The sequence below is a fragment of the Mycobacterium sp. 3519A genome, assembly GCF_900240945.1.
Taxonomy (GTDB): domain Bacteria; phylum Actinomycetota; class Actinomycetes; order Mycobacteriales; family Mycobacteriaceae; genus Mycobacterium.
In genome coordinates this window covers 1,078,656-1,099,877 of record NZ_OESG01000014.1, presented here as the reverse complement: position 1 = coordinate 1,099,877, position 21,222 = coordinate 1,078,656, and the positions used below count along the sequence as shown (strand labels likewise).

Below are 21,222 nucleotides of genomic sequence, written 5' to 3'. Positions count from 1 at the left end.
GTGCGTCGGCGTCGGCGCTTGCGAGGTCGGCCGGGGGTGTCTGAGAAATGGCTTTCCCTTTCGTTATTGCGTCGGTGCCGTCGTGCGCATCGGGTTCGGCGGCATGGATGTCGCGCGCAGCGGTGGGGTTGTCACAGGCGCGTCGTGGCCAACTGCTGCGCCAGCTCGCCAAGGTCGGCGCTGACGAGATCGGGCTGCGGCAGCCCAGGTGCCAGCAGAGGCGCGTTACCGGGCCGGGTGATCAGGGCGCTGCGCATCCCGGCGCCGAGGCCGCCGATGACGTCCCAGGTGTGGGCGGCCACCATCATGCACTGCGCCGGTGTCACACCGAGGTCGGCGGCTACGCGCCGGTAGAGCAGCGTCGACGGTTTGAATTGGTGGGTGCTGTCGACGGTGTACTGCTGTTCGAAGAAAGTGCCCAGACCCGAGTTGTCCAGTGGTGAGGGTTGCGCGTCCCGGTGTGGCGAATTGGTCAGCGTGACAAGGTGATAACCCTCGTCGCGCAGCCGTTCGAGGGCGGGCGCGACATCTGGGTGGGCCGGCATCGTTCGCATGGCGTCCTCAAGTGCGCGCAGGTCGGTGTCGCGCAGCTCTGTCCCGCGAATGGTGGCCATCATCTGCAGCACCGCCCGCCCCAGGTTGAAGAAATCGACATAGTACCCCGACAGGGTGATTGTCATCGAATACATCACGAGTTCGCCGAACCAGGTGCGCATCGATGCGCCGTCACCGAAGACCCGCTCGAAGTGCGGTATGAGCGACTCAATGTCGAGCAGCGTTTCGTTGACGTCGAAGATCAGGGTGCGGACGCTGCCATCGGAGGGCGATCCGACGGGATGTGCGCTCATTGCGGGCTCTTTCCTCCGTGACGCTGCGGCGCACCATCGGCGCGTAGTGGCCTAGTCTAGGTGTCGAGTACCAAGTATGGGTTGCGCACCCCAAAATGTCTACACCCGGGCGTGCATCGCGGTGGATCGCCAGCCGGGGCCAGAGTGCACCCCGACCCCGGGGCGCCCGCAGACCGTTCGGGGTGCCGCGTGAAGCAGCCGCCAGCGCGGTCAGCCCAGGGGTTACCGCGCTGGCGGCTCTGCTTTCGGTACCGGAGTCTGGCCGGTAACGGCGGCCGCTCGCTCCCTCAGAGCGTTACCAGCGGCCACTCGTTCTCGGTGCGCGCCAGCACGTTGAAGTAGTTGGTCAGGACATTCAGTGCGATGTTGGCGACCAGCTCACCGATCTCCTCTTCGGTCACCCCGGCATCGCGGGCGGCTTTTATATCGGCGTCGTCGACATCACCGGCATTCTGGGCGATGGTGCTCGCCAGTTCGAGAAGCGCTGCGGTGTGCGTGTTTTCAGATTGGCTGCGTCGGGCGGCATCGAGTTCAGCCGGCTCGATCTTCGCCACGTTGGCGCCGATGTAGGTGTGTGCCGATAGGCAGTACTGGCAGCCGTTCTGTTGTGCGGAGGCGATCGCCAGCCGCTCACGGACGGCGGGATCGAGAGTCCCGGAGCCGACAGCGTCTGCCAGCGCGAGCCAACTCTTGACCAGTGTGGGGCTGTTTACCATCGCCTTGGCCATGTTCGGAACGGCGCCCAGCGACTTCTTCACTTGCACAAACAGTTCTGCGGTCGTGCCCGTGGCGGCGTCGGGTTCTACGGGGGCGAAGTGAGACATCATGTTGCCTTTCGGTGCTAGATGGTCGGGCGGGCGGGAACTGCCCGTCACCGCCTGTAACAATCCCTAACTAATGGTTTAATCCCGCTATATCGTTAGCAACTTGGGTCGCGGACGGCATCGGGGCGCGCAGCCCTGGTACCCGATGCCGGCCACCCCACCGGTCGCTTCAAGGGTGAGCTCTCGGCGGCAAGGCTTTTCACACCAACGCCACTGCGTCGACGAGAGCGCCGTTTCTCCTCGGTGCGGACGCTGGGAACTCACGACACCGACGGAAGCTCGTCCATCGTCGGCGGTTCCCAGTACCCGGCGACATGGACGAGCAGACCGAGCTCGTCCACCTGATAGACGAAGATGCAGTCCATGAGCGCAACGGCGCCGTCGGGCCCTTCGATGTTGATCGTGAACGAGTTGGCGACGTGGTTGTCACATGCCAGTGAGGTGTGCACGACGAAGCTCAATGCGCCCGCTGTGGCGATGTTTTGATCCCAGAATTTCTCGAGTGCGTCAGCGCCGCGGTGGCCTGACCCTGTCGGGTCGATGGCGGTCTTGCCGATAGGGTCGTGGATCACCCCGTCGGGCGCGTAGAGCGAGACGTAGCCGCTCTTGTCGCCGCGGGTGATGGCGTCCAGCGCCCGCCACGAGGCAACGCGGGCGGGATGCTCCGACGTCGTGGCATTCCATGAAATCCTCGGCGTATGAGCTATCTGCGAGACGCCCATCGATTATTTCCCTTCAAAGAAGCTGGCCCGGAATCGTTTACGTTGTCGATGTTGATGAGGCTAGCGAGCCGTGGACCGCACGGTGCGCCTGCGCCATCAGCCTGATGAGCGGACCCGATCGGTCTCGCGAATCTGCTGACGCGCGCACCGCACCGAATGAATGGCTGCGCTGACGTCGGCGACATTCCCGGGATTGAGCGGGACGTCCTCCGCAACAGAGCGCGGCGGACCGCCGACTCGGCGGGCCGGTTCGCTGCCCGGCCGTGGCAGGTGTCAACTGCGACATCTCGCCTGGCGCCGGGGGCTTCGAGAGAATGGCTGTTGCTAGGCGCCAGACGCCAGGGCATCGGCGCGGTGGCGTTGCGCGTGGCGGGCCACACGAGCGCGGTTCCCGCAGGCAGGGGCACACCACTGCCTGCGGACAGCATCCCGCAAGAAGAAGTAGGCGCAACTCGGCGCCAAACACGGTTGCAGGTCGTCCCATTGCGGGCTGGTGATGAGCTCTATCGTCCGACGCGCCGAAAGGCTGGCCAGCGCGTCGGTGAAGGAGGTCTCCGCCCACATGTCTCTGCTGCGCGCGACCCCTGCTCTGGTGCCCAATTCGGGCCACACGTGAGCCATCGCCGACGTGTCGTTGACGATTTTGCGTGCGGCCGACGCGCGTCGGATCGGCGACTGCCCGACGGTGCGGGGGTCGTCGGTGTGATCTGCGGCAAGACGCCGAATCGCATTGCGCAGGGCGATGAGCCGGTCGGCCTCCTCGCGGCTGGCGAGGTCGTGGGTTGGCCGCGACGGAAACAGGCCGCAGGTCGCGCCGACAATGTCGACCCAACTGCGGACCATGTCCAGATCATCGAATGCGTCGCGCAGGTTGCCGTGGCGATCGACTGACAGCGTGTTCATGAGCCGGATGGGTAACGGTTCGTCTGGCGCACGAGTGGCCGACGACGGTAACGACGGTGACATTGCCCTCCAGCGTCCGCGCTACATGCTGACCACCAACTGTACGCGCTAATGATAATCTTCGCCTGAACAATTAGTGACGTCGACGACGCGACCGTGAATCAGCGGCGCTGTGAACGTCCCCGTGCGATAACCGCGGCGAATGAGAAGCATCGATGCCATTGATGGTGGTCCGCCGCCGGTGACCAGGCGGCGCACCCTCAGTGCTCATGTCCGCCCTCGATCGTGCTGGAAGATGCCGTCGCCTCTCGTGACATGATGGAATAAAATGGGATGTCTAGCCCATACCGACCCGTTGAGGCGCACCCCGGTCGTGCACAGTGACGCGCGCCGGAGCGGTTCACCGCACGGCGGACTTGGATCGCTCGCCGAGGACATCGACGACGGAGGTCATGCTCAGATGGTCGTGCGCTCGCCTCGGCTTGAACGGGTAAGTCTGTTTTCCGATGGTGTGTTCGCTGTGCTCATCACCATTTTGGTGCTCGAACTCAAACCGCCTGAAGAGGCCAGCTTCGCTGCCCTGTTGCCGCTGTGGCCGACCGGCTTGAGTTATGCGGTGAGCTTCCTGTTCATCGCCATCGTGTGGATCAACCATCACCATCTGTTCGGATTCGCCGACGACGCGACGCCGCGCCTGGTGTGGTCGAATTTCCTGCACCTGTTCGCGGTGTCGCTGATTCCGTTCACGACGGAGTGGATCGCCGAAACGCGACTGGCCGGTGCGCCGGTCGCGCTCTACGCTGCGCTGTTCGTCTTCGTCAACGCCACTTATCTCGCGCTGTGTTGGGAAGTGGTCGATCGCCCCGCGAACGAGAATGTTCCCCAACTGATGCGCAGGATGCTGAAGATGCGGTCGTTCATCACCATCGCGGTGTTCGTCACGGCGGCCGTGCTGGCCATCGCGTCGCCGTCGTTGGCGATGGCGCTGATCTGTTTGTGCCTGATCGGCTATACACGCCCCGACGTTCCGTCGTCGGCGCAGCAGCCAAAGATGAGCGAGGCTGACGGTTAGGTGTCGCGACCACGGCACTGCTCGGAGGCGGCGTCACGAAACTGCCGCCGCGAATGACCCCAGCTCCGGCAAGCGGCTCTCAGATCGACCATTACTTCACTGCGTTTCCTGCAGGCGGCGCGATAACGTTCGGCGTGAACAACTTTCCACTGCAGTGTCACCATGCGCGAGGCACGACCGGGTGCGCGATCAATCGACCCGACAGTCCGTTCATCCTTTTGCCGCGCAGTTGTCGCAGGTGAAATCAGCAGTGTGCGTCCCGACGGCAGGCAGGAAGGTGCGCCGAGCCGATGGCAGTCATTTGAAATGCGCATGGGTTGTGATGGCGCAGATGCGACCACATGGTGTTGTATCGCCGATAGTGGGCACGTGTGCCGTGCCCGATCGTTTTTGTCAATGGCACCGCACCACACCGGTCCAAAGTTGTTGCCCGCCAGAAGGATTACCGATGAGTTCCCAACCGCCGACTGTGACCGGTGTAGATGGCGAGGTCGCAACAGATTTATCGGCGCATACCCGGATGTTCTTCATGATTCACGGTCACGCGGTGAGTCAGACAGTGCGCGCCTTCGCAGATCTGGACATCGCCGATCATCTGCATGCCGGCGGACTGACCTCCGACGAAATCGCCGCGCGCGCGAAGTCATCGCCTGCGCTGACAGCGCGTCTGTTGCGTGCAGGGACGGCTTTGGGCCTGGTGACCCGCACCAAGGGTGGCAAGTATGAATCGACGCCTTTGATCGCCACCCTGGCCCGGAATGCGCCTCGCTCGTTGCGACCCATGGCGATGTCGATGACCGACCCTGGCGCGTGGTCTGCGTGGACGGGACTAAGTCCGACCATTCGCAGCGGCGCCAACCGGACCGGCGCTCTGCTGGGCGCCGACTTCTTTGCATACCTGCGTGAAAACCCGCAGCAGGCCGCCGCTTTCAGTTCCGCGATGAGCAGTGCCACGACATTGTGGAGCGACAACATCGCAGGCGTCATCGATACTCACGGCGTCCAACGTGCAGTAGACGTCGGCGGAGCGTCCGGTTCTCTGCTGCGACTGCTGCAGGATGCCAACCCGCGTCTGCAGGGTGTGATCTTGGACAGAGCCGAGGTTCTTGAGCATGCTCGAGCCGACACCCTCCAACACGGCTATCCTGACCGAACCGAATTCGTGGCGGGTGACTTTCTCACCGACGCGGTCAAGGCAGATCTGTATCTGCTCAAGTTCATATTGCACGACTGGGAGGATGAGCACTGCGTGCAGATCCTGTCCCGCTGTCGTGAGGAGATGCTGCCGGACGGCAGGGTCGCAATCATCGAGTTCGTCTGGGACGATGAGCGGCCAGACCCCCAGATCGCGATATCCGACATGTCGATGATGGCGATGCTCACTGGTCGGGAACGCCGTGTCGAAGAGTTTGATCTCCTACTGGCAGAGGCCGGCCTGAAGAGGACGTCAATACGGCCCACCCGTGAGCCGCAAATGGTCATCACGGCCCAGGCGATCTGACACCGCCCGCCGGACGCGGCAGGCGAGTTATGTGCCGCTGGCCCAGGCTACTTCGCCGGGAGCCCTTCGCTGGCCAGCCACTGCGCCTCGACGGCTCCGACGACATCGACGAGCCTGCGGTGCAACGTGATTCCGCGCTCGCTGAGGTAGACGCGCACCTTACGGCGGTCCACCGCATCGACCTCGCGATAGGACAGTGACTGTGAGACCAGCTTATCCACCACGCGCGTCTGCGTCGGGCCCGCCGTGAGGGTAAGCGATTGCAACTCTGCCATTGTCAGACCGTCCGAGGCGGCGAGAGCGTCGAGGGCCAGCCAATGGTCCACGCCAAGCTTCTCGCTAGCCAGTGCGGCTTCCAACCCGAGGGTCAGCTTGCGTGCCGCGCGCAGCACCGACGTGGCGACCGATGTCGCTGTCAGCCCGTCAGGCAGCGCAGACGACATGTCGACCTCTCCTTCGCCCTTGCCCGCAGCGCTTGGTACGCGCAATACTTCCAGGTGAAAATGGTACCAGCCGATTCGTCGACGGCGCAGGTGAGGACGAACCATGACGGGTCCCGGATCGACGCGCAGCCGCGCTGAGACATGGCGGCTGGCGATGGTGGTGCCGCTGCAGGGGCCCGGCGGGGTGTTCGGGCCGGCGTGCGAAGCGGTCAGCCGACTCGCCGCTGCAGACCTGAACGCGGCGGGCGGCGTACTCGGCCGCGAGGTGCACGTCGAGATCGTCGACGGGGGCGCGGATCCCGCACTCGTGGCACACACCGTCGACCGGCTCGTCAGCGAGGAGCGGATCGACGCCGTCAGCGGCTGGCACATCTCGTCGGTTCGCAACGCGCTGGCACCAATCGTCGCGGGCCGCATCCCTTACGCCTACCCGGCGTTATACGAAGGCGGCGAGAAGCGTCGCGACATTTATTGTTGCGGCGAAACACCCGACGGCCAGATCGGGCCCGCGCTGCGATGGTTACGCGACAACGTCGGCGTCCGGCGGTGGTTCATCGTCGGAGACGACTACATATGGCCGCGCTCGTCGATGGCGGCGGTCCGCCGTTATGCCAAGGATCTGGATCTGCAGATCGTGGGCCGTCGCTTCGTCGATCTCGGATGCGTCGATATGACCGGGGTGGTGAAAGACGCGCTGGAATCGGGGTGCGACGCAGTAATGATGTTGCTCGTCGGCCAGGACGCGATCGAGTTCAATCGGGTGTGCGCCGAGGTGGGCGCCGATGAAGCATTCGTGAGGTTCAGCCCGCTGATGGATGAAAGCATGCTGCTAGCCAGCGGTGATGAGGGCACACACGGACTATTCGTGGCCGCGTCGTACTTCCGGTCCATGGTCGGCGCCGGCTCGATGGAGCTGCTGGGACGCTACCTGCACCTGCACGGTCCCACGGCGCCACCGCTGAGCGGCATCGCCGAATCGTGCTACGAGGGACCGCAACTCCTGGCGCAGCTCATCCATCGGGCGGGCCGGTTGACCGAGATCGCCACTTCGGAGTGCGTCGCTTACGAGACTCCGCGCGGCACAGTGCAATTCAGCGCGGATGTCACCGAACAACCCGTCCATTTGGCCGTCGCCGACGGCTTCGACTTCGATGTCTTGACCACGCTGAACCGCCGCTAGGCAGTGTGTGGCACGCAACTGCGTGCTTGACAGTGTGCCGCCCGTCACTTATTTTCATTTGAAGATATTCCATCTGAACGCGATCGGGGCGGCGTATGAACAGTGTCGGATTGCTCTATGTGGGGGCCGTTCTCTTCGTCAACGGCCTGATGTTGCTCGGTCGGGTGCCCGCCCGGTCGGCAGCCGTGCTCAACTTGTTCGTCGGCGCGCTGCAGTGCGTCGTGCCCACTGTCATGCTCGCCCAGGCGCATGGCGACGCGGCGACTACTCTCGCCGCCTCGGGCCTGTACCTGTTCGGATTCACCTATCTCTACGTCGGTGTGGTCAACCTCGCGGGTCTGGAACCCGAAGGGCTCGGATGGTTCTGCCTGTTCGTATCGGCCGCTGCGGTCGTCTATTCGGCGCTGTCGTTCACCGTCTCCGGCGATCCGGTGTTCGGCGTCATCTGGCTTGCGTGGGCGGTGCTGTGGTTCCTGTTCTTCCTGGTCCTCGGCGTCGGCCGCACCCAGCTGAGCACGTTCACCGGCTGGGCCGTGACACTGCTGAGCCTGCCGACCTGCGCGGTGCCCGCCTTTCTCGCGTTGACAGGCAATTACCGGACATCGGGACTTATCGCGCTGGCGTGGGCAGTCGCACTGGGCGGGCTCCTTGTCGCGGCAAGATTCTTGCCAACCACCAGGGAGCGCTCCCACGCCGCCGTCCAGGCCGTCTACAACTGAACGCTTCGACAATCGTTGCTTCACAAGATATTTCAACCATCACATGAAGGAGTAGTTCCATGCGTCACGGTGACATCTCGTCAAGCCCGGACACTGTCGGCGTAGCCGTCGTCAACTACAAGATGCCGCGGCTGCACACCAAGCAGGAGGTTCTCGACAACGCTCGTAAGATCGCGGACATGGTGGTCGGGATGAAGACCGGCTTGCCTGGCATGGATCTCGTTGTCTTTCCCGAGTATTCGACGCAGGGCATCATGTACGACCCCGACGAGATGTATGCGACCGCGGCGACGATCCCGGGCGATGAGACCGATATTTTCGCGGCGGCCTGCCGCAAGGCCAAAACCTGGGGCGTTTTCTCGATCACTGGAGAACGCCACGAAGACCACCCCAACAAGCCGCCGTACAACACGCTGGTCCTGATCGACGACACCGGGGAGATCGTGCAGAAGTACCGAAAGATTCTGCCCTGGTGCCCGATTGAGGGCTGGTATCCCGGTGATAGCACCTATGTCTCGCGCGGCCCCAAGGGAATGAAGATCTCGTTGATCATCTGCGATGACGGAAACTATCCCGAGATCTGGCGAGACTGCGCCATGAAGGGTGCGGAGCTGATCGTGCGGTGCCAGGGATATATGTATCCGGCCAAGGACCAACAAGTTCTCATGGCCAAGGCGATGGCGTGGGCCAACAACTGCTATGTCGCGGTAGCCAATGCTGCCGGATTCGACGGCGTGTACTCCTATTTCGGACACTCGGCCGTCATCGGGTTCGACGGCCGCACGCTGGGCGAGACGGGCGAGGAGGAGTACGGGATCCAGTTCGCCCAGCTGTCGCTTTCTGCGATCCGAGACGCCCGGCACAACGATCAGTCCCAGAACCATCTCTTCAAGCTTCTGCACCGCGGATACTCGGGCGTTCACGCCGCCGGCGACGGTGACAAGGGCGTGGCGGACTGCCCGTTCGAGTTCTACAAGCTCTGGGCGACCGACGCCCAGAAGGCGCAGGAAATCGTGGAGTCGATTACCCGCGACACCGTCGGCGTCGCCGACTGCCGTGTCGGCACCCTGCCCGTTGAACTGGCAGCTGAGGCGTAGCGGTACCCGATGCCATACCTCACCGACATGTACCACGATCAAAACGCGACGTTCGATCGTGCCAGAAACAGCGCCGTCACGTCCTCGCCGACGGCCTTCGACCACGATGCGTTCCTTGATCGGCTCGGCAGCCGGATTCTGGGTCAGCCGGCAGCGCTGCGCGCGGTGGCCCGGGCGGTGTCGATTGCACATGCCGGTGTGGCCGATCCCGGTCGGCCCCTGGCGAGCATTCTCCTCGTGGGGCCGACCGGAGTCGGCAAGACCGAACTCGTCCGGCAGGTCGCCGCTGAATTACGTTCCGGGCCGGACGATCTCTGCCGGATCGACATGGCGGCGCTGGCGCAGGAGCACTACGCCGCGTCGTTTTCAGGCGCCCCTCCCGGGTATGCGGGCAGCAAAGAATCGTTCACGTTATTCGACAAGGACAAGATCGAGGGCGATCCGTTCACGCCGGGTGTCGTGCTGTTCGACGAGATCGAGAAAGCCGATGCGACCGTCATTCGGGCATTGCTGCACGTCCTCGACTGCGGTGAACTGCGCCTAGCCAACGGTCGCGAGAAGATCTCGTTTCGCAACTGCCATATCTTCATCACCTCCAACCTCGGCTCCAAAGATCTCGCCCGCGCACAACGCCGCCAGGCCCACCGGCGGCGTAGATGGTGGTCGCTCACCCGTCAGCAGGCCACCACCGAGGGCGCCCGCGACGTTCTCACCAGCGCCGTTGAAGCCTTCTTTGATCCGGAGTTCTTCAACCGCATCGACGAGGTCGTCGTGATGGAGTCGTTCGAGCCCGCAACAGCCCGGCGTGTGACAGCACGCGAGGTCGACCTGGTCGTGCGCCGCTTGGCCCGCGAATCGGTAGACCTGCAGGTGGATCCCGCGGTGCTGGACTTTCTGCACGACGCCGGGTTTGATCCGGTCTACGGGGCGCGCGCGCTGCGGCGGGCCATCCGCGATCACCTGATCGCACCAGCGGCGCAGTGTCTTCTGCGCGAGCGGCCGACAGGCACGACACCGATGACGTTGACGGCGAGCATGTCGGCGGCCAATGTCGTCGTCATTCCTGTTCTCTGACAACGAGTTAGGAGCCATCGACGATCGCCGGCTCAGCTGGCACCAGCCGCTCGACCAGATTTTGGTCTGGTCGGATGCGCCGTATGCCCGATGGTTCGCAGACGGCACACTCAATGTCGCCTAACAACTGCGTGGACCGCCACGTCGAGCAGGGTCACGGGCAGCGGGTGGAGGCCAATGGCCGTGCCATTTCGTCGAGGCATGAGCACTGCCGCGACCATCGCCGTGAATCCGTCCAGCAGCTCGGCTGTGTACGGGAATGTGCACCATCGTGTTCCACGTCGACCAGGCGCCAGATCGAGGCAGCCGGATGGCTCTCGGAGTGCACGGCGATGTGGCCCGCAGACTGTCCGCCGTGAGGTCGTCCGTCCTGACGTAGGCCACGCGGTCTGCGGCGTCAGCGAGCAGAACGGCGCCGCTGGTAAGGTACTGGACATGTCTGGACAGGTACCGTCCTTGAAGCACCAGCGCATCGCCGATGAACTGGCTCGAGACATTCGCGACGGGCGTTTGCGCGACGGTGCCCTCTTGCCCGGAGAGCACACGCTCGCCGCACGCTTCAAAGTCAGTCGCAACACGGTCCGGCAAGCGCTGAGCGAGCTGTCGCGGCGTGACCTGATAGCCACGCATTCGGGTAAGGGGTCGTTTGTCACGTTCGATCGCCGTGAACTCGACGATCGCCTCGGGTGGACTCGCGCGCTGGCAGCGCAGGGAATCGACAGCAGTGTCGAGGTCCTCCGTCTGGAGGTCGTCGATGAACCCGACCTGATCCACCGATATGGGTTGCCGGTGGCGAGCGAATTCGTTGCAGTCGACCGGTGCCGACGCCTCACCGACGGGCCGGTGGTCTCGATCGAGAGAAGCCGGGTACCGGCGGTCGGGACTCTTCGCTCCCTACCTCAGCGAGGCCTTGACACGTCGCTGTACGAGATGCTCTTCGACGAAGGGCTGGTGCCCGCTCGTGGCGAGGAGTGGGCCGAGGTGGCACCGATCGAGGACGGCGACGCACAGCTGTTCGGTTGTTCGGCGGGCGAGTTGTATTTGCATACCCGCAAGTTGAGTCGAGACCGGCACGGGCGCTTCGTCGAATACGTCGAGAGCTGGTTGGATCCTCGGCGCTTTCAGCTACACCTGCGCTTCGGTGACGACTCAGCATGATCGCAAGCGAAGACACAGCAGCGGACGCGCATCCGCGCGCGGTCGCCGCTCTGTATGGACTCGCCATCGGTGACGCACTGGGGATGCCCACACAATCATTACCCCGCGATTTGATCGCGCATCGGTATGGGTGGTTGAACGGCTTCGAACCAGGACCTCCCGACCAACCCATCGCTCCAGGTATGCGGGCCGGATCCGTCACCGACGACACCGAGCAGGCCGTGCTGCTGGGTCGGGTGTTGATCGCCGGCAACGGTCATGTCGACGCGCACGTCCTCGCCCAGGAACTACTCGCCTGGGAAACCGAAATGCGTCGCAGGGGCTCGCTGGACCTGCTGGGGCCGTCGACGCGCGCCGCGGTAGCCGCGGTGGCCGCGGGCACCGCCATCGAAGACGCCGGCCGCCACGGCACGACCAACGGCGCTGCCATGCGGATTACCCCGGTGGGTATCGCCGTCCCCGCCGACGACCTGCCCCGCCTCGTCGACCGAGTGGTGGAGGCCAGCTGGGTCACCCACAACACCGGAGTCGCCCTCGCCGGAGCCGCCGCGGTGGCCGCAGCGGTGAGCTCGGGCATCGCTGGAGCCGACACCATCGCAGCGACGGCCGCGGCAGTGCATGCCGCAGACCAGGCCGGCGACCGGGGACACTGGGTTGCGGCCGCCGACGTTGCAGCTCGTATCCGATGGGCCACTGAATTGGTCAGCGGGCAGGCACCGGAAGTGGCAGCGGACACCATCTACCGCCTGGTGGGCACCAGCGTGGCGACGCAGGAATCGGTACCCGCCGCCTTCGCGGCGCTTGCCGTCTACCCCGACGACCCGTGGCGCGCGTGCCTGTTCGCCGGCTCTCTGGGCGGTGATTGCGACACCATCGCCGCGATGGTCGGTGCGATCGCTGGTGCCACCCGCGGCTCGGAGGCTTTCCCCGACACGGCACTGCAGACCATCGACGCGGTGAACCGAATCCCATTGTCAGAGTTGGCGCAGGGCTTGCTCGCCCTTCGCCACGGCGGCTGACCAGTCAACGGAAAGGCGGGACGACGATGTCCGAAGTCAAACCGGAGCAAGAGGTGCCGAAGGAAGCGAACCGGGTCGGCGCCATTGAGTCTCGAGGTATCGAACCGGTGCCAGCCGATGAGCGCACCGGTGAGCCCCGCCAACTGTTCTGGGTGTGGTTCGCCGCCAACATCTCGATCCTCGGACTGCCGCTGGGCGCGACCCTCGTCGGACTGCGCGGTCTCAACATCTGGCAGGCGTTGTTCGCCGCCGCGGTTGGTTCCTTCGGTTCCTTCGCGCTTGTCGGCCTGATCAGTGTCGCCGGCAAACGCGGTGGCGCCCCGAGCATGACGTTGTCGCGCGCGGTCTTCGGCGCCCGCGGAAACCACGGGCCCACCGTGGTGTCCTGGCTCTCGCGGGTCGGCTGGGAGACTGTCAACACGACGACCGCCGCCTACGCCCTCCTGGCCTTAATGGGTATCGCGTTCGGTATCAAACCGAATCCTCCGTTGACCGTCATGAGCCTGCTGCTCTTCGTGGTGCTCACTTTGGTGGTCTCGGGCCTCGGGCACGCCACTTTGATCTGGATACAGCGTTGGGCTGCATACGTATTCGCAGCTCTGAACGTCGTCGTCGGCCTCTTTCTCGTCGGCAGGGTCGACTGGGCGGCGGTCGCGCACGCCCCGGCGGCACCGCTGAGCGTCATGGTCGCCGGCATGGGTGTGGTCGCGGCCGGCACCGGGATCGGCTGGGCCAACGCAGGAGCCGACATGGCGCGTTACCAACGTCAGCAGGTTGCAGGGAGCCGCGTCGTCGCGGCCGCGTCCGTCGGAGCCGGTGTGCCGTTGTTCTTGCTGATCGGTCTGGGCGCGCTACTTTCCGCCGGTGACGACAGCTTGGCCTCCGCAAGCGATCCCGTTGCGGCGATCCAGACGCTGCTGCCCTCCTGGATGGCGGTGCCCTACCTGGTTGCCGCGTTCGGCGGGCTGCTGCTGTCGAACAACCTCTCGGTCTACTCGGCCGGTCTGACGATGATCACGCTCGGCGTGCGTACCCGCCGGGTGGTGGCGGTCGGTCTCGACATCGTGTTGACGCTGGCCGGCGGCATCTATTTCATGCTGATCGCGGATGACTTCTACGGTCCGTTCATCACGTTCATCTCCCTGCTGGCCGTGCCGATCACCGCGTGGGTAGCGGTCTTCCTCGCCGATATGCCCCTCCGTGATCACTACGATCCGAAAGGATTGATGGATACCTCGCGCACCGGCATCTACTGGTACCGCGGCGGAATCCAATGGGTTGCGGTGTCGGCATGGCTGGCCGGCATCGTCGCCGGACTTCTCTTCACGACGGCCTCGACCTCGGCTGATGACGTGTGGTTCAGCGGCCCGCTCGCCGACTCATGGCTGGGCCGCAACGGTCTCGGTTGGGTCATTGCGTTCGTTGTGAGCGGCGGTCTCTATGGGTTGATCACCGCGGTCAGGCGGCCAAGACGTCTTACCGAGGCCCGACCGGACGCGGGAGACGCAGACATCGCGCGGGTGGACGTCGCGACCGAGCATCAACCACGGCAGATCCGACCGTGAGGCCGTCCGCGGGTCGGCTCGTGCACACCGGAAATGTCTTGATCGATGTGGTGATGTATCTGCCCGCGTTGCCCGAGCGCGGCGGCGACGTCCTTGCGACCGGCAGCCGGATGGCGGTGGGCGGTGGCCTGAACTCGATGCTGAGCGCTGTTCGTCAAGGACTGCCGGTGACATACGCCGGCATGCACGGCGTCGGGCCCTTCGGAGAGCTGGCCCGGCGCAGAATGACCGAGCTCGGGATCGAGATTGCGCAGCACCAATTCGACCGAGCCGATACGGGTTTCTCCGTCGCAATGGTCGAGCCGGGGGGCGAACGCACTTTCGCCACGAGCGCCGGCGCGGAAGCGCACCTCAGCTCGGCCGATCTCGATCGAATCGATCTGCGGCAAGGTGACATCGTCTATGTCTCCGGTTACAGCCTGGCTTTCGCGTGCAACGGCCCGTCCCTCCGCGATTGGCTGCCGACCCTTCCGTCGTCCGCCACGGTGGTCGTCGACCCTGGGCCACTGGTAGCCGAGATCGAGGAATCCGTGCTGGCGGCCGCCCTCGGCCGGGCGGATTGGTGGACATGTAACGACCGCGAGGCCCGCCTGCTCACCGGTCGCTCCGCCGCCGCGGCGGCGGTCCTCTTGAGTGAGCGGACCGGCCGGCGCGGCGTCGTCGTTCGGGCGGGTGCGGCCGGGGCGGTACTTGCAACCCCTGGCAGCGCACCTGTGGAAATCTTGGGCTTGCCCGCCACGGAAGTCGTCGACACCAACGGCGCAGGCGACATCCACACCGGCGCAATGATTGCCGCGCTGGCGGCGGGACTCGATCCGATACGCGCCATCTACCGCGCCAATGTCGCCGCCGCACTCTCGGTCAGCCGCCACGGACCGGACAGCGCACCCAGTGCAGCTGAGGTGGACGCCGCAATCGCGAAAGCAGTGGCTGCGACAAGGGAGCTGCAAGGCCCCGAATCCGAGTAGAGGCTGCGCTGCGCCGTGGTTCGACGGTGCCGGTCGTCTGGGACGCAACGGATCGAGGGGACAAAGGGTTGAGCCTATTCCGGCCACCGGTAAGTCGGTCAGAAGGTTGAGGCTCGGCGGCCGTGCCAGTTGTGGACGGTGTTGTAGACGCTGAAGCCGATCAGTGCGCCCAGGGCAATCGAGAAGACTGCGGTGACAGCGGTGCCCAAGGTCGCGATATCACCTTCGCCCGCTGCAGCGTTACTCAGCGATTCGAAGCTCAACGCGCCGGGAACGAGCGCCTAGAAGGCCGCAAGCATCATGACAATTGCGGGCGGAGAGGTTCTGATCCGTGCGGCGAGCATCGCGAATGGCATTGCTAGAAAGGCGCCAACGGCACCCGAGTGCGTCGGCGACAGAAACAGTCCGCCGATTTTCTGCCCCACCAAAGCCGTGCCGATAGCCAACATCAGCCACACCAGGGACCCTTTCGGTGCGGACAGGTAGATGTAGAGCCCGATCGAAATGACTACCACGGCGATATACAGAGACCACCATCCCATCTGCGCCGACGGCTGCTGCGGGTTGAGGTCGGTCCCGACATGCAAGCCCAGCCCAACGCCGAAGACGAGCAGCCCCAATTGGGCCACGCCGTAAATCAATCGGGTGGCGCCGCTGATCACCTGACCGCTGGCCAGTTCCATCGCGGCGACCGTCAGCGCCAGACCCGGCAAGACCGCCACCAACGGCGGGCTGATCACCCGCAACAGCCCATCGTTGGCGGCGTCGGCGACGAACGCGCTAGCCAGCACCGTGACAACCGCGGCGGCAAACGTGGGCAAAACCGCCTGCATTGTGGGCAGCAATCTGCCGAACACGGTGATTAAGCCGACCACCGCGCCCAAAAAGACATATCCCCACAGCGACGCCCACGTCGGGTTAATGATCATGCCGAAACCCAGTGTGGTGATGGTGTATCCGGTAACGGTCATAACGGGTCCGAATCGCGGTGGTGTCGACCGCGCGGCGGTGGCTTCGCGGGTCGCGTCGGCTGGCGTTATGGCGCCCACCTCGGCAAGGTCGACGATCGCATCGATGCGTCCGGCGAGGTTCAACTGAGTCGTCGGCTTGGCGACCATTTCGATCTCGTAAGCAACAGTGCCGACTTGGACTACGAGCGCGGTCGGTAGCACAACCACTCGGACTGTTTCGCGGGTGTATCGAGGGGCGATCGCCAGCAGCCGAGCCGCGATCAGGTGCGTCGGCTGCTCGCACTCCACCAACGCGATTCCCAATTCTCGCAACATGGCTGCGACGTCGGTGTCGCTGTGACTGTGATCATTCTCGAGCGCCTCTGGTGCCTGCTTACGAATCGACTGCAGCAATTGCGCTGCCCTGCTGGGGTGTTGATCGCTCACACCCGAGATTGTGTCCCACAAATAAACGCTTCACGCCGCGCTACGCCGTCGCGGTAATGAACATGACATTAATTGGCACGCCATCACCGCGCGGCCGCGTCGGCCGATGCTGACTCAAGCCCAAGCTACTGAGCCGAAGTCTTGAAAGGAATGAGAGGCCCAACTTCTCGTCGAAATGTGCTGCGTTCGTGATGGTTACAAGTGCCTGCCGCCAGAAAATGCTCGATTACGCGACTGCGCGCCTGCACCCATCGCGACACCACATTCTCGCTGGCTTACCCGCCCATCGACAGAATCGAAGACCCGGTAGCAGTTGGCGATGGGTGATTGACTCAGGTATCGGCTGGAACGAAACACACGACAGCGTTCGCCGGCGTCGATGTGCGCGGAAGTAGTGATCTGGCTAGCAGATCTGTCGATTGTCTAATCCGTTTTCATCCGATCGGCCTTGTTCGAGCAATGATGCACAAGTTTGCTCGATACACCGTGGTACGGCTATTGAGCTCCGGCAGCATGGGTGAGGTGTACGCGCGGTTCGCGGCGCCTGATGTCGGGCGTGAAGGAGTTTTTTGGGGGGTGGGGCGCAGGAGTCGTCGCATTTGTGTATGAGAATGGACGGACCGGGTGCACAGTTTCTCAGGTGTGGCAGAGACGTTGTCGTCGTTGAGCTTTGGGGGCAGTCCCTCCGTTGGGCAGATCCGTACAGTGTCGTTGGACCGCGTATGGCATCTACGTGTGTGTCGTGTGCTGTGCTCGACAGAAGAATGAAGCGCCAATAGTCGCAACGTGTTCGGTGTGCAGATATGCAATCAACATGTGTTCCATAGCTGGCTCGGGGACTGTAATCGGCTGCGCCAAATCGCCAAGTGGTGGTCGCGTGCAGCCTTTCACTAACGGTTCAAGGCGATTCACAGTTTGTTCAGAGCTACTTCACTCCCCAACGCGCGGGTTTGGGAGTGGTTCTGCGCTAGCCTGCGAACGTGTCAGCACCCATCCCGACCGACGTCGCGGACGTCACGTCCACGTGGCTTGAGGGCGTGCTGCAGGCTTACGCACCGGGCGCGAGGTTGCGCTCAATCGACGTCGTCGAGGCACACTCCGGAACGACGGGCCGAGCGCGCGTCTTGCTGGCACACGACGACCCTAACCTGCCAGGCTCGGTGTTCGTGAAGTTGGCGCCGTTCGACGCCGAGCAGCGCATGTTCGTCGACCAGCAAGGCATGGGCATTGCCGAGGCGCGCTTCTATGCCGAGCTCGCGACGGATGTGCCAGTGCGCCACCCGCAACCCTTCTACGCGGCACACGATGACGCTGGCCGCTACGTCATGGTGCTCGAAGACCTACACGCGGTCGGCGCACGCTATCCAGGACATAGCGACGCCGACTTGGCCTCGTTCGTCGAACACACGATTGATGCCTTTGCCGCAATGCACGCCGCGTTCTGGGACAGCCCACGCTTCTCCCCCGACGGGGACTTGGCCTGGGTTCGCGGTGCATCGAGCTCACAGAGCTACGGATCGGCAGCAGCGTTGGTGCGCTTCGCCGTTGAAGAACTCGGAGAACGCCTGCCCGCGGCGTCGCACGAGCTGGCCGAAGTGTATGTGCCCCGCGCCGAGAAAGTGCCGGGGCTAATTGCCGAAGGCACTCGAACCTTGGTCCACGGCGATGCACACCTCGGCAACATGTTCATCGACGGCACCGAGCCCGGATTCCTCGACTGGGCCATGGTTGGTTGCGCGCCCGGCCTGCGTGACGTCGCCTATTTCCTCGGCAACTCGGTGCCAACCCAACTGCGACGCGCACAGGAACGTCATCTCATCGCCCGCTACTGCAGAGGACTGCAGGAACGCGGTGCCGAAGTCGACCTCGACGAGGCGTGGGGTCAATACCAGCTGCACCTGGTGTCCGCGTGGATCGCTGCGGTCGTCACAGCAGGGATGGGGTCAAAGTGGCAGCCGATCGAAATCGGCTTGGCAGCGACCATGCGCGCCAACGCGGCGATTGAGGACCACGGCGTCGCCAAGCTACTCACTACTCGGCTGCGATAGGTCCGCCTGGACCAGTAGAAGCTGTGGGTTCTGGAATGCCGTCCGCGAGGTGTTCCCGGCCACCCGTGAGCAGCGCTGCTGGTTTCACAAGCAGGCCAATGTGCTTGCTGCGCTACCGAAGTCGGCGCACCCGTCGGCGCTGGCCGCGATGACGGACATCTACAACGCCGAGGACATCGACAAGGCCCAAGTCGCGGTCAAGGCCTTCGCGCTCGACTTCGGGGCGAAGTATGCCAAAGCGGTCGCCAAAACCCCCTCGAGTCGACGCTTGCCACCGTGCGGTTAGGCACCAAGGTCACCAAAGGACCCGGCTCCCGGGCCGCGGGGATTGCGATGGCTTACAAGCTGATCGACGCCGCACAGGCCCGCTGGCGCCCGGTCAACGCACCCCACCTGGTCGCCTTGGTCCGCGCCGGCGCAGGTTTCCACAAAGGCAAACTGCTTGAAAGACCCGTCGACATCACACCCGCTGAGCCCGGAGAATCGCCCGAAACCGAACCACCCGCCGCACGTGCTGGTGTGGCCTATTCGGTCTGCTGCCAGCGTTCGTCGACAGTGTTCAGCAGCCCTTCAGACCAGGCATTCCAATCCTCAGGTGGCGGCGTTTGCAGGACTGGCGGACCATCCCCGTCGTCGCTGCTGTCGGGGGTGACCGGTCGCGGCGGCGGTTCGGTGTGGTCGAGGTGATGGTGGAGCTTGGCTTCGATGTGGTCGGCGGGCGATATCGACAGTTTGTTGCCGGGGTTCAGTGCTTTGTGACCCCGACCCCAGGCACCGTTGAAGCCGCCGTTAGCGGCCCCGGAAACCCAGTCGCCGGACAGACCGAACGCGGCGTCCTGCGCAGCACCTTCGGCCATGCCCGCGACCGCCCCGTATCCGGCGTCCCAGGCCAGGTTCGCAGCCGCCTTGCCCACCGCCGGTGGAAGGCGCCCGCTGCCGGGAAGCCGTGCGCCCGAACCGACCACTTTGCCCGCACCCGAACGCAGCATCCCGCCGATGAACCCCGCGCCGACGCCAACCGCGCCGCCCACCGCCCCGTTGATCGCGGCGGTTCGCAACTGAGATCCATCCAGCGAGCGGCGATGCCCCTGAGCGAGTTCGATCAGTTGCGCCAGCAGAGTGAACCCGACCTGTGCGAGCACCGATTCGGCAACCCGGGTGACCGCGGTGATGATCGCGCGGCGCAAGGCCAGCAGCAGCACGGCGCGTGTGGCAGCGACCTCGACAGCGGCCAACTCTTCACCACCGAACAACCACAGCGCCGCGTCGATCGCTAACTGGGTCGCCAACACCGCCAGGCAGCCGATGATCGTGACCCGTAGTGTCTCGATCTGGTTGGCCAACTCATCCAGCGAGTCGGCCGCTGAGTCACAACAGCTGGCCAGCATCGGCAGAATAGCCGACTGGTCATCGGGTCCGGTCCCGACCAGCCCCGTCACATAGCCGTCGAAGGCTTGCCGGGTCCCACCCTCCAACCCCTGATCCACCAGACGCTTCACGGTGAGCACCTGCTCGACGCGGGCGCCGACCGCGGCTGCGGCCGCACGCCAGGCATCGGCTTCGGCGCGCAGAGCGGTCTCATCCCCGGTCGGCCACTTGTTACCAACCAGGATCATCAGCAGGTTCTGCAGCTCCGGCGGCACGTGATGCGCGTCGATCACATCGCGTCGCCATCGGCCTCGGCGAACGTCGCGCTGGTCTGGCGCAGCGTATCGGCCAGGTCGCCAAGCACCTCGGGCAGTGCGTCGATGGCCTGCACCAGGGAGTGGCGGGGGTCGGCAAACACCGACCCGAAACTCTGCCCGAGTCCTGGATCATCGCCCCACGGCGCCGGTCCGGAGCGGTTCACGGCACTGTCGAGCCGTTGTGCGTCACTGCCCGCCTCGCTCGCGGCGTCAGCAGCCACCGCAGCTGCTCGGTTCAACGCGTCGGTGTCGACAAACACACCCGACAGTCCCGGCGGCCCCCCGGGGAGATTCGGCACCGTCGAGGTGAACCCCGGGGCGCTGACCGGGGCGTTGCGATAGCCCCCGACCGGGCCCGGAACTTCCGATCCGGGCGGGACGGCATCCCCTGATGAGCTGGGCACCGATGATCTCCTTGCACGTGTCGACAACCGGGGGCACCAGCACAGCAGGACCGGGCCTGTGAAGAATCAGTCCTGACGATTTCCACACGCGCACCTACCCGATCTTGACGGGCTCTCAACACTTCGGCCCCGCCGTCTAACCGGATCGAACAAGACGGGCCGCAGCGACAACGACCGGGCCGATTCGGCCTCAGTCGGCACATCATGGTCCGACCGGGGCGATGAGAAGACCTACAACGCCACGACACCGACCATGCCGAAGGCGCGATCAAGGCCGTCAAAATCGATTCGCGACCGTGCGATTGCCGACCAGGGCAACGAAGGAACCCCGATCACGCGCAGCCGCAATTGCTATGCCCTACAGACTCATCGCCGCTCAAGCGCGACGACGCGCTGTCACCGCACCACACCCGGTCGCCTGGTCCGCATCTCAGCACCAAGCTTCCGAAGGACCCGTCGATATCACACCCGCCGAGCCCAGCCGATCAACCGATATGGGACCCGTTACAAACAAACCCATCCACAGGTCTTGACGCTATCTCGGCTTACGCAAATCCCCTCCAGTTCCGAGCATTGCCCAAGACGCTGTTGCGTG

20 protein-coding genes and 2 pseudogenes are annotated in these 21,222 nt (G+C 64.4%); 14 read left to right on the top strand and 8 right to left on the bottom strand.

The window, feature by feature from the left end; all coding sequences use genetic code 11:
* Positions 1 to 131 precede the first annotated feature (131 nt).
* The 4 genes from C1A30_RS26105 to C1A30_RS26090 form a co-directional block, all read right to left on the bottom strand.
* Entirely contained in the window at positions 132 to 848 is a 717-nt protein-coding gene (locus tag C1A30_RS26105; RefSeq protein ID WP_101951200.1) for a haloacid dehalogenase type II, read from the bottom strand.
* Positions 849 to 1,135: 287 nt separating this feature from the next.
* Positions 1,136 to 1,723, bottom strand: coding sequence for a carboxymuconolactone decarboxylase family protein (locus tag C1A30_RS26100; RefSeq protein WP_235010207.1), 588 nt, complete (start codon positions 1,721 to 1,723; stop codon positions 1,136 to 1,138).
* Between the two features lie 209 nt (positions 1,724 to 1,932).
* The gene (locus C1A30_RS26095) at positions 1,933 to 2,394 is read right to left on the bottom strand and encodes a nuclear transport factor 2 family protein (protein WP_101951199.1); all 462 of its coding nucleotides are present in this window, start codon (positions 2,392 to 2,394) and stop codon (positions 1,933 to 1,935) included.
* Between the two features lie 324 nt (positions 2,395 to 2,718).
* Positions 2,719 to 3,360 (bottom strand): ABATE domain-containing protein, encoded by a 642-nt coding sequence (locus tag C1A30_RS26090; RefSeq protein ID WP_101951198.1) that lies wholly within the window; start codon positions 3,358 to 3,360, stop codon positions 2,719 to 2,721.
* A gap of 397 nt (positions 3,361 to 3,757) precedes the next feature.
* On the opposite strand from C1A30_RS26090, the gene C1A30_RS26085 reads away from it, so the two are divergent.
* Both C1A30_RS26085 and C1A30_RS26080 read left to right on the top strand, forming a co-directional pair.
* Complete coding sequence (locus C1A30_RS26085) at positions 3,758 to 4,369, top strand: TMEM175 family protein (protein WP_101952888.1); 612 nt, start codon at positions 3,758 to 3,760, stop codon at positions 4,367 to 4,369.
* Positions 4,370 to 4,550: 181 nt separating this feature from the next.
* Positions 4,551 to 5,870 (top strand): methyltransferase, encoded by a 1,320-nt coding sequence (locus tag C1A30_RS26080; protein ID WP_142392672.1) that lies wholly within the window; start codon positions 4,551 to 4,553, stop codon positions 5,868 to 5,870.
* Positions 5,871 to 5,917: 47 nt separating this feature from the next.
* Here C1A30_RS26080 and C1A30_RS26075 read toward each other — a convergent pair whose 3' ends face one another.
* Positions 5,918 to 6,313 (bottom strand): MarR family winged helix-turn-helix transcriptional regulator, encoded by a 396-nt coding sequence (locus C1A30_RS26075; protein WP_101951196.1) that lies wholly within the window; start codon positions 6,311 to 6,313, stop codon positions 5,918 to 5,920.
* A gap of 103 nt (positions 6,314 to 6,416) precedes the next feature.
* Here C1A30_RS26075 and C1A30_RS26070 point away from each other — a divergent pair, with 103 nt between their 5' ends.
* The 9 genes from C1A30_RS26070 to C1A30_RS26030 all read left to right on the top strand — a co-directional run bounded on the left by C1A30_RS26070 (position 6,417) and on the right by C1A30_RS26030 (position 15,093).
* Positions 6,417 to 7,493: a substrate-binding domain-containing protein gene (locus C1A30_RS26070; protein WP_101951195.1), complete on the top strand. Its 1,077-nt coding sequence runs from the start codon at positions 6,417 to 6,419 to the stop codon at positions 7,491 to 7,493.
* A 95-nt stretch (positions 7,494 to 7,588) separates the two neighbouring features.
* On the top strand, positions 7,589 to 8,212 hold the full coding sequence (locus C1A30_RS26065; RefSeq protein WP_101951194.1) for an AmiS/UreI family transporter: 624 nt from the start codon (positions 7,589 to 7,591) through the stop codon (positions 8,210 to 8,212).
* Between the two features lie 59 nt (positions 8,213 to 8,271).
* Entirely contained in the window at positions 8,272 to 9,309 is a 1,038-nt protein-coding gene (locus C1A30_RS26060) for an aliphatic amidase (protein ID WP_101951193.1), read from the top strand.
* A gap of 9 nt (positions 9,310 to 9,318) precedes the next feature.
* Positions 9,319 to 10,383, top strand: a complete 1,065-nt coding sequence (locus C1A30_RS26055) for an AAA family ATPase (RefSeq protein WP_101951192.1) — start codon at positions 9,319 to 9,321, stop codon at positions 10,381 to 10,383.
* A complete protein-coding gene (locus C1A30_RS36205) occupies positions 10,358 to 10,507 on the top strand; it encodes an acetyl-coenzyme A synthetase N-terminal domain-containing protein (protein ID WP_369974184.1) in 150 nt (49 codons plus the stop codon). Before C1A30_RS26055 ends, C1A30_RS36205 begins: the two co-directional genes overlap by 26 nt.
* A 311-nt stretch (positions 10,508 to 10,818) precedes the next feature.
* A complete protein-coding gene (locus C1A30_RS26045; protein WP_101951191.1) occupies positions 10,819 to 11,541 on the top strand; it encodes a GntR family transcriptional regulator in 723 nt (240 codons plus the stop codon).
* Positions 11,538 to 12,560, top strand: a complete 1,023-nt coding sequence (locus C1A30_RS26040; protein ID WP_101951190.1) for an ADP-ribosylglycohydrolase family protein — start codon at positions 11,538 to 11,540, stop codon at positions 12,558 to 12,560. Before C1A30_RS26045 ends, C1A30_RS26040 begins: the two co-directional genes overlap by 4 nt.
* A gap of 26 nt (positions 12,561 to 12,586) precedes the next feature.
* Complete coding sequence (locus tag C1A30_RS36200; protein WP_101951189.1) at positions 12,587 to 14,125, top strand: cytosine permease; 1,539 nt, start codon at positions 12,587 to 12,589, stop codon at positions 14,123 to 14,125.
* Between the two features lie 20 nt (positions 14,126 to 14,145).
* Positions 14,146 to 15,093, top strand: coding sequence for a PfkB family carbohydrate kinase (locus tag C1A30_RS26030; RefSeq protein ID WP_235010205.1), 948 nt, complete (start codon positions 14,146 to 14,148; stop codon positions 15,091 to 15,093).
* A 281-nt stretch (positions 15,094 to 15,374) separates the two neighbouring features.
* On the opposite strand, the gene C1A30_RS26025 is transcribed toward C1A30_RS26030, so the two are convergent.
* The gene (locus C1A30_RS26025; RefSeq protein ID WP_235010204.1) at positions 15,375 to 16,490 is read right to left on the bottom strand and encodes a threonine/serine exporter ThrE family protein; all 1,116 of its coding nucleotides are present in this window, start codon (positions 16,488 to 16,490) and stop codon (positions 15,375 to 15,377) included.
* Positions 16,491 to 17,470: 980 nt separating this feature from the next.
* Between C1A30_RS26025 and C1A30_RS26020 the strand changes: the two genes are divergently transcribed.
* Both C1A30_RS26020 and C1A30_RS26015 read left to right on the top strand, forming a co-directional pair.
* Positions 17,471 to 18,538 (top strand): phosphotransferase family protein, encoded by a 1,068-nt coding sequence (locus C1A30_RS26020; RefSeq protein ID WP_101951188.1) that lies wholly within the window; start codon positions 17,471 to 17,473, stop codon positions 18,536 to 18,538.
* A gap of 25 nt (positions 18,539 to 18,563) precedes the next feature.
* A pseudogene (locus C1A30_RS26015) lies at positions 18,564 to 19,042 on the top strand (transposase); the annotation flags it as partial.
* A 20-nt stretch (positions 19,043 to 19,062) separates the two neighbouring features.
* Here the strand turns inward: C1A30_RS26015 and C1A30_RS26010 are convergent.
* Entirely contained in the window at positions 19,063 to 20,199 is a 1,137-nt protein-coding gene (locus C1A30_RS26010; RefSeq protein WP_101951187.1) for a hypothetical protein, read from the bottom strand.
* Positions 20,196 to 20,627, bottom strand: coding sequence for a hypothetical protein (locus C1A30_RS26005; RefSeq protein WP_142392670.1), 432 nt, complete (start codon positions 20,625 to 20,627; stop codon positions 20,196 to 20,198). The genes C1A30_RS26010 and C1A30_RS26005 overlap by 4 nt, the downstream gene beginning before the upstream one ends.
* Before the next feature lie 278 nt (positions 20,628 to 20,905).
* On the opposite strand from C1A30_RS26005, the pseudogene C1A30_RS36195 reads away from it, so the two are divergent.
* A pseudogene (locus tag C1A30_RS36195) lies at positions 20,906 to 21,160 on the top strand (hypothetical protein); the annotation flags it as partial.
* Between the last annotated feature and the right edge of the window lie 62 nt (positions 21,161 to 21,222).

Coding starts and splice junctions, on each gene's coding strand:
- C1A30_RS26085 (WP_101952888.1), top strand. CDS start 3,758: ATGGTCGTGCGCTCGCCTCGGCTTGAACGGGTAAGTCTGTTTTCCGAT.
- C1A30_RS26070 (WP_101951195.1), top strand. CDS start 6,417: ATGACGGGTCCCGGATCGACGCGCAGCCGCGCTGAGACATGGCGGCTG.
- C1A30_RS26055 (WP_101951192.1), top strand. CDS start 9,319: ATGCCATACCTCACCGACATGTACCACGATCAAAACGCGACGTTCGAT.
- C1A30_RS26105 (WP_101951200.1), bottom strand. CDS start 848: ATGAGCGCACATCCCGTCGGATCGCCCTCCGATGGCAGCGTCCGCACC.
- C1A30_RS26060 (WP_101951193.1), top strand. CDS start 8,272: ATGCGTCACGGTGACATCTCGTCAAGCCCGGACACTGTCGGCGTAGCC.
- C1A30_RS26095 (WP_101951199.1), bottom strand. CDS start 2,394: ATGGGCGTCTCGCAGATAGCTCATACGCCGAGGATTTCATGGAATGCC.
- C1A30_RS36200 (WP_101951189.1), top strand. CDS start 12,587: ATGTCCGAAGTCAAACCGGAGCAAGAGGTGCCGAAGGAAGCGAACCGG.
- C1A30_RS26065 (WP_101951194.1), top strand. CDS start 7,589: ATGAACAGTGTCGGATTGCTCTATGTGGGGGCCGTTCTCTTCGTCAAC.
- C1A30_RS26045 (WP_101951191.1), top strand. CDS start 10,819: ATGTCTGGACAGGTACCGTCCTTGAAGCACCAGCGCATCGCCGATGAA.
- C1A30_RS26040 (WP_101951190.1), top strand. CDS start 11,538: ATGATCGCAAGCGAAGACACAGCAGCGGACGCGCATCCGCGCGCGGTC.
- C1A30_RS26075 (WP_101951196.1), bottom strand. CDS start 6,313: ATGTCGTCTGCGCTGCCTGACGGGCTGACAGCGACATCGGTCGCCACG.
- C1A30_RS26090 (WP_101951198.1), bottom strand. CDS start 3,360: ATGTCACCGTCGTTACCGTCGTCGGCCACTCGTGCGCCAGACGAACCG.
- C1A30_RS36205 (WP_369974184.1), top strand. CDS start 10,358: ATGTCGTCGTCATTCCTGTTCTCTGACAACGAGTTAGGAGCCATCGAC.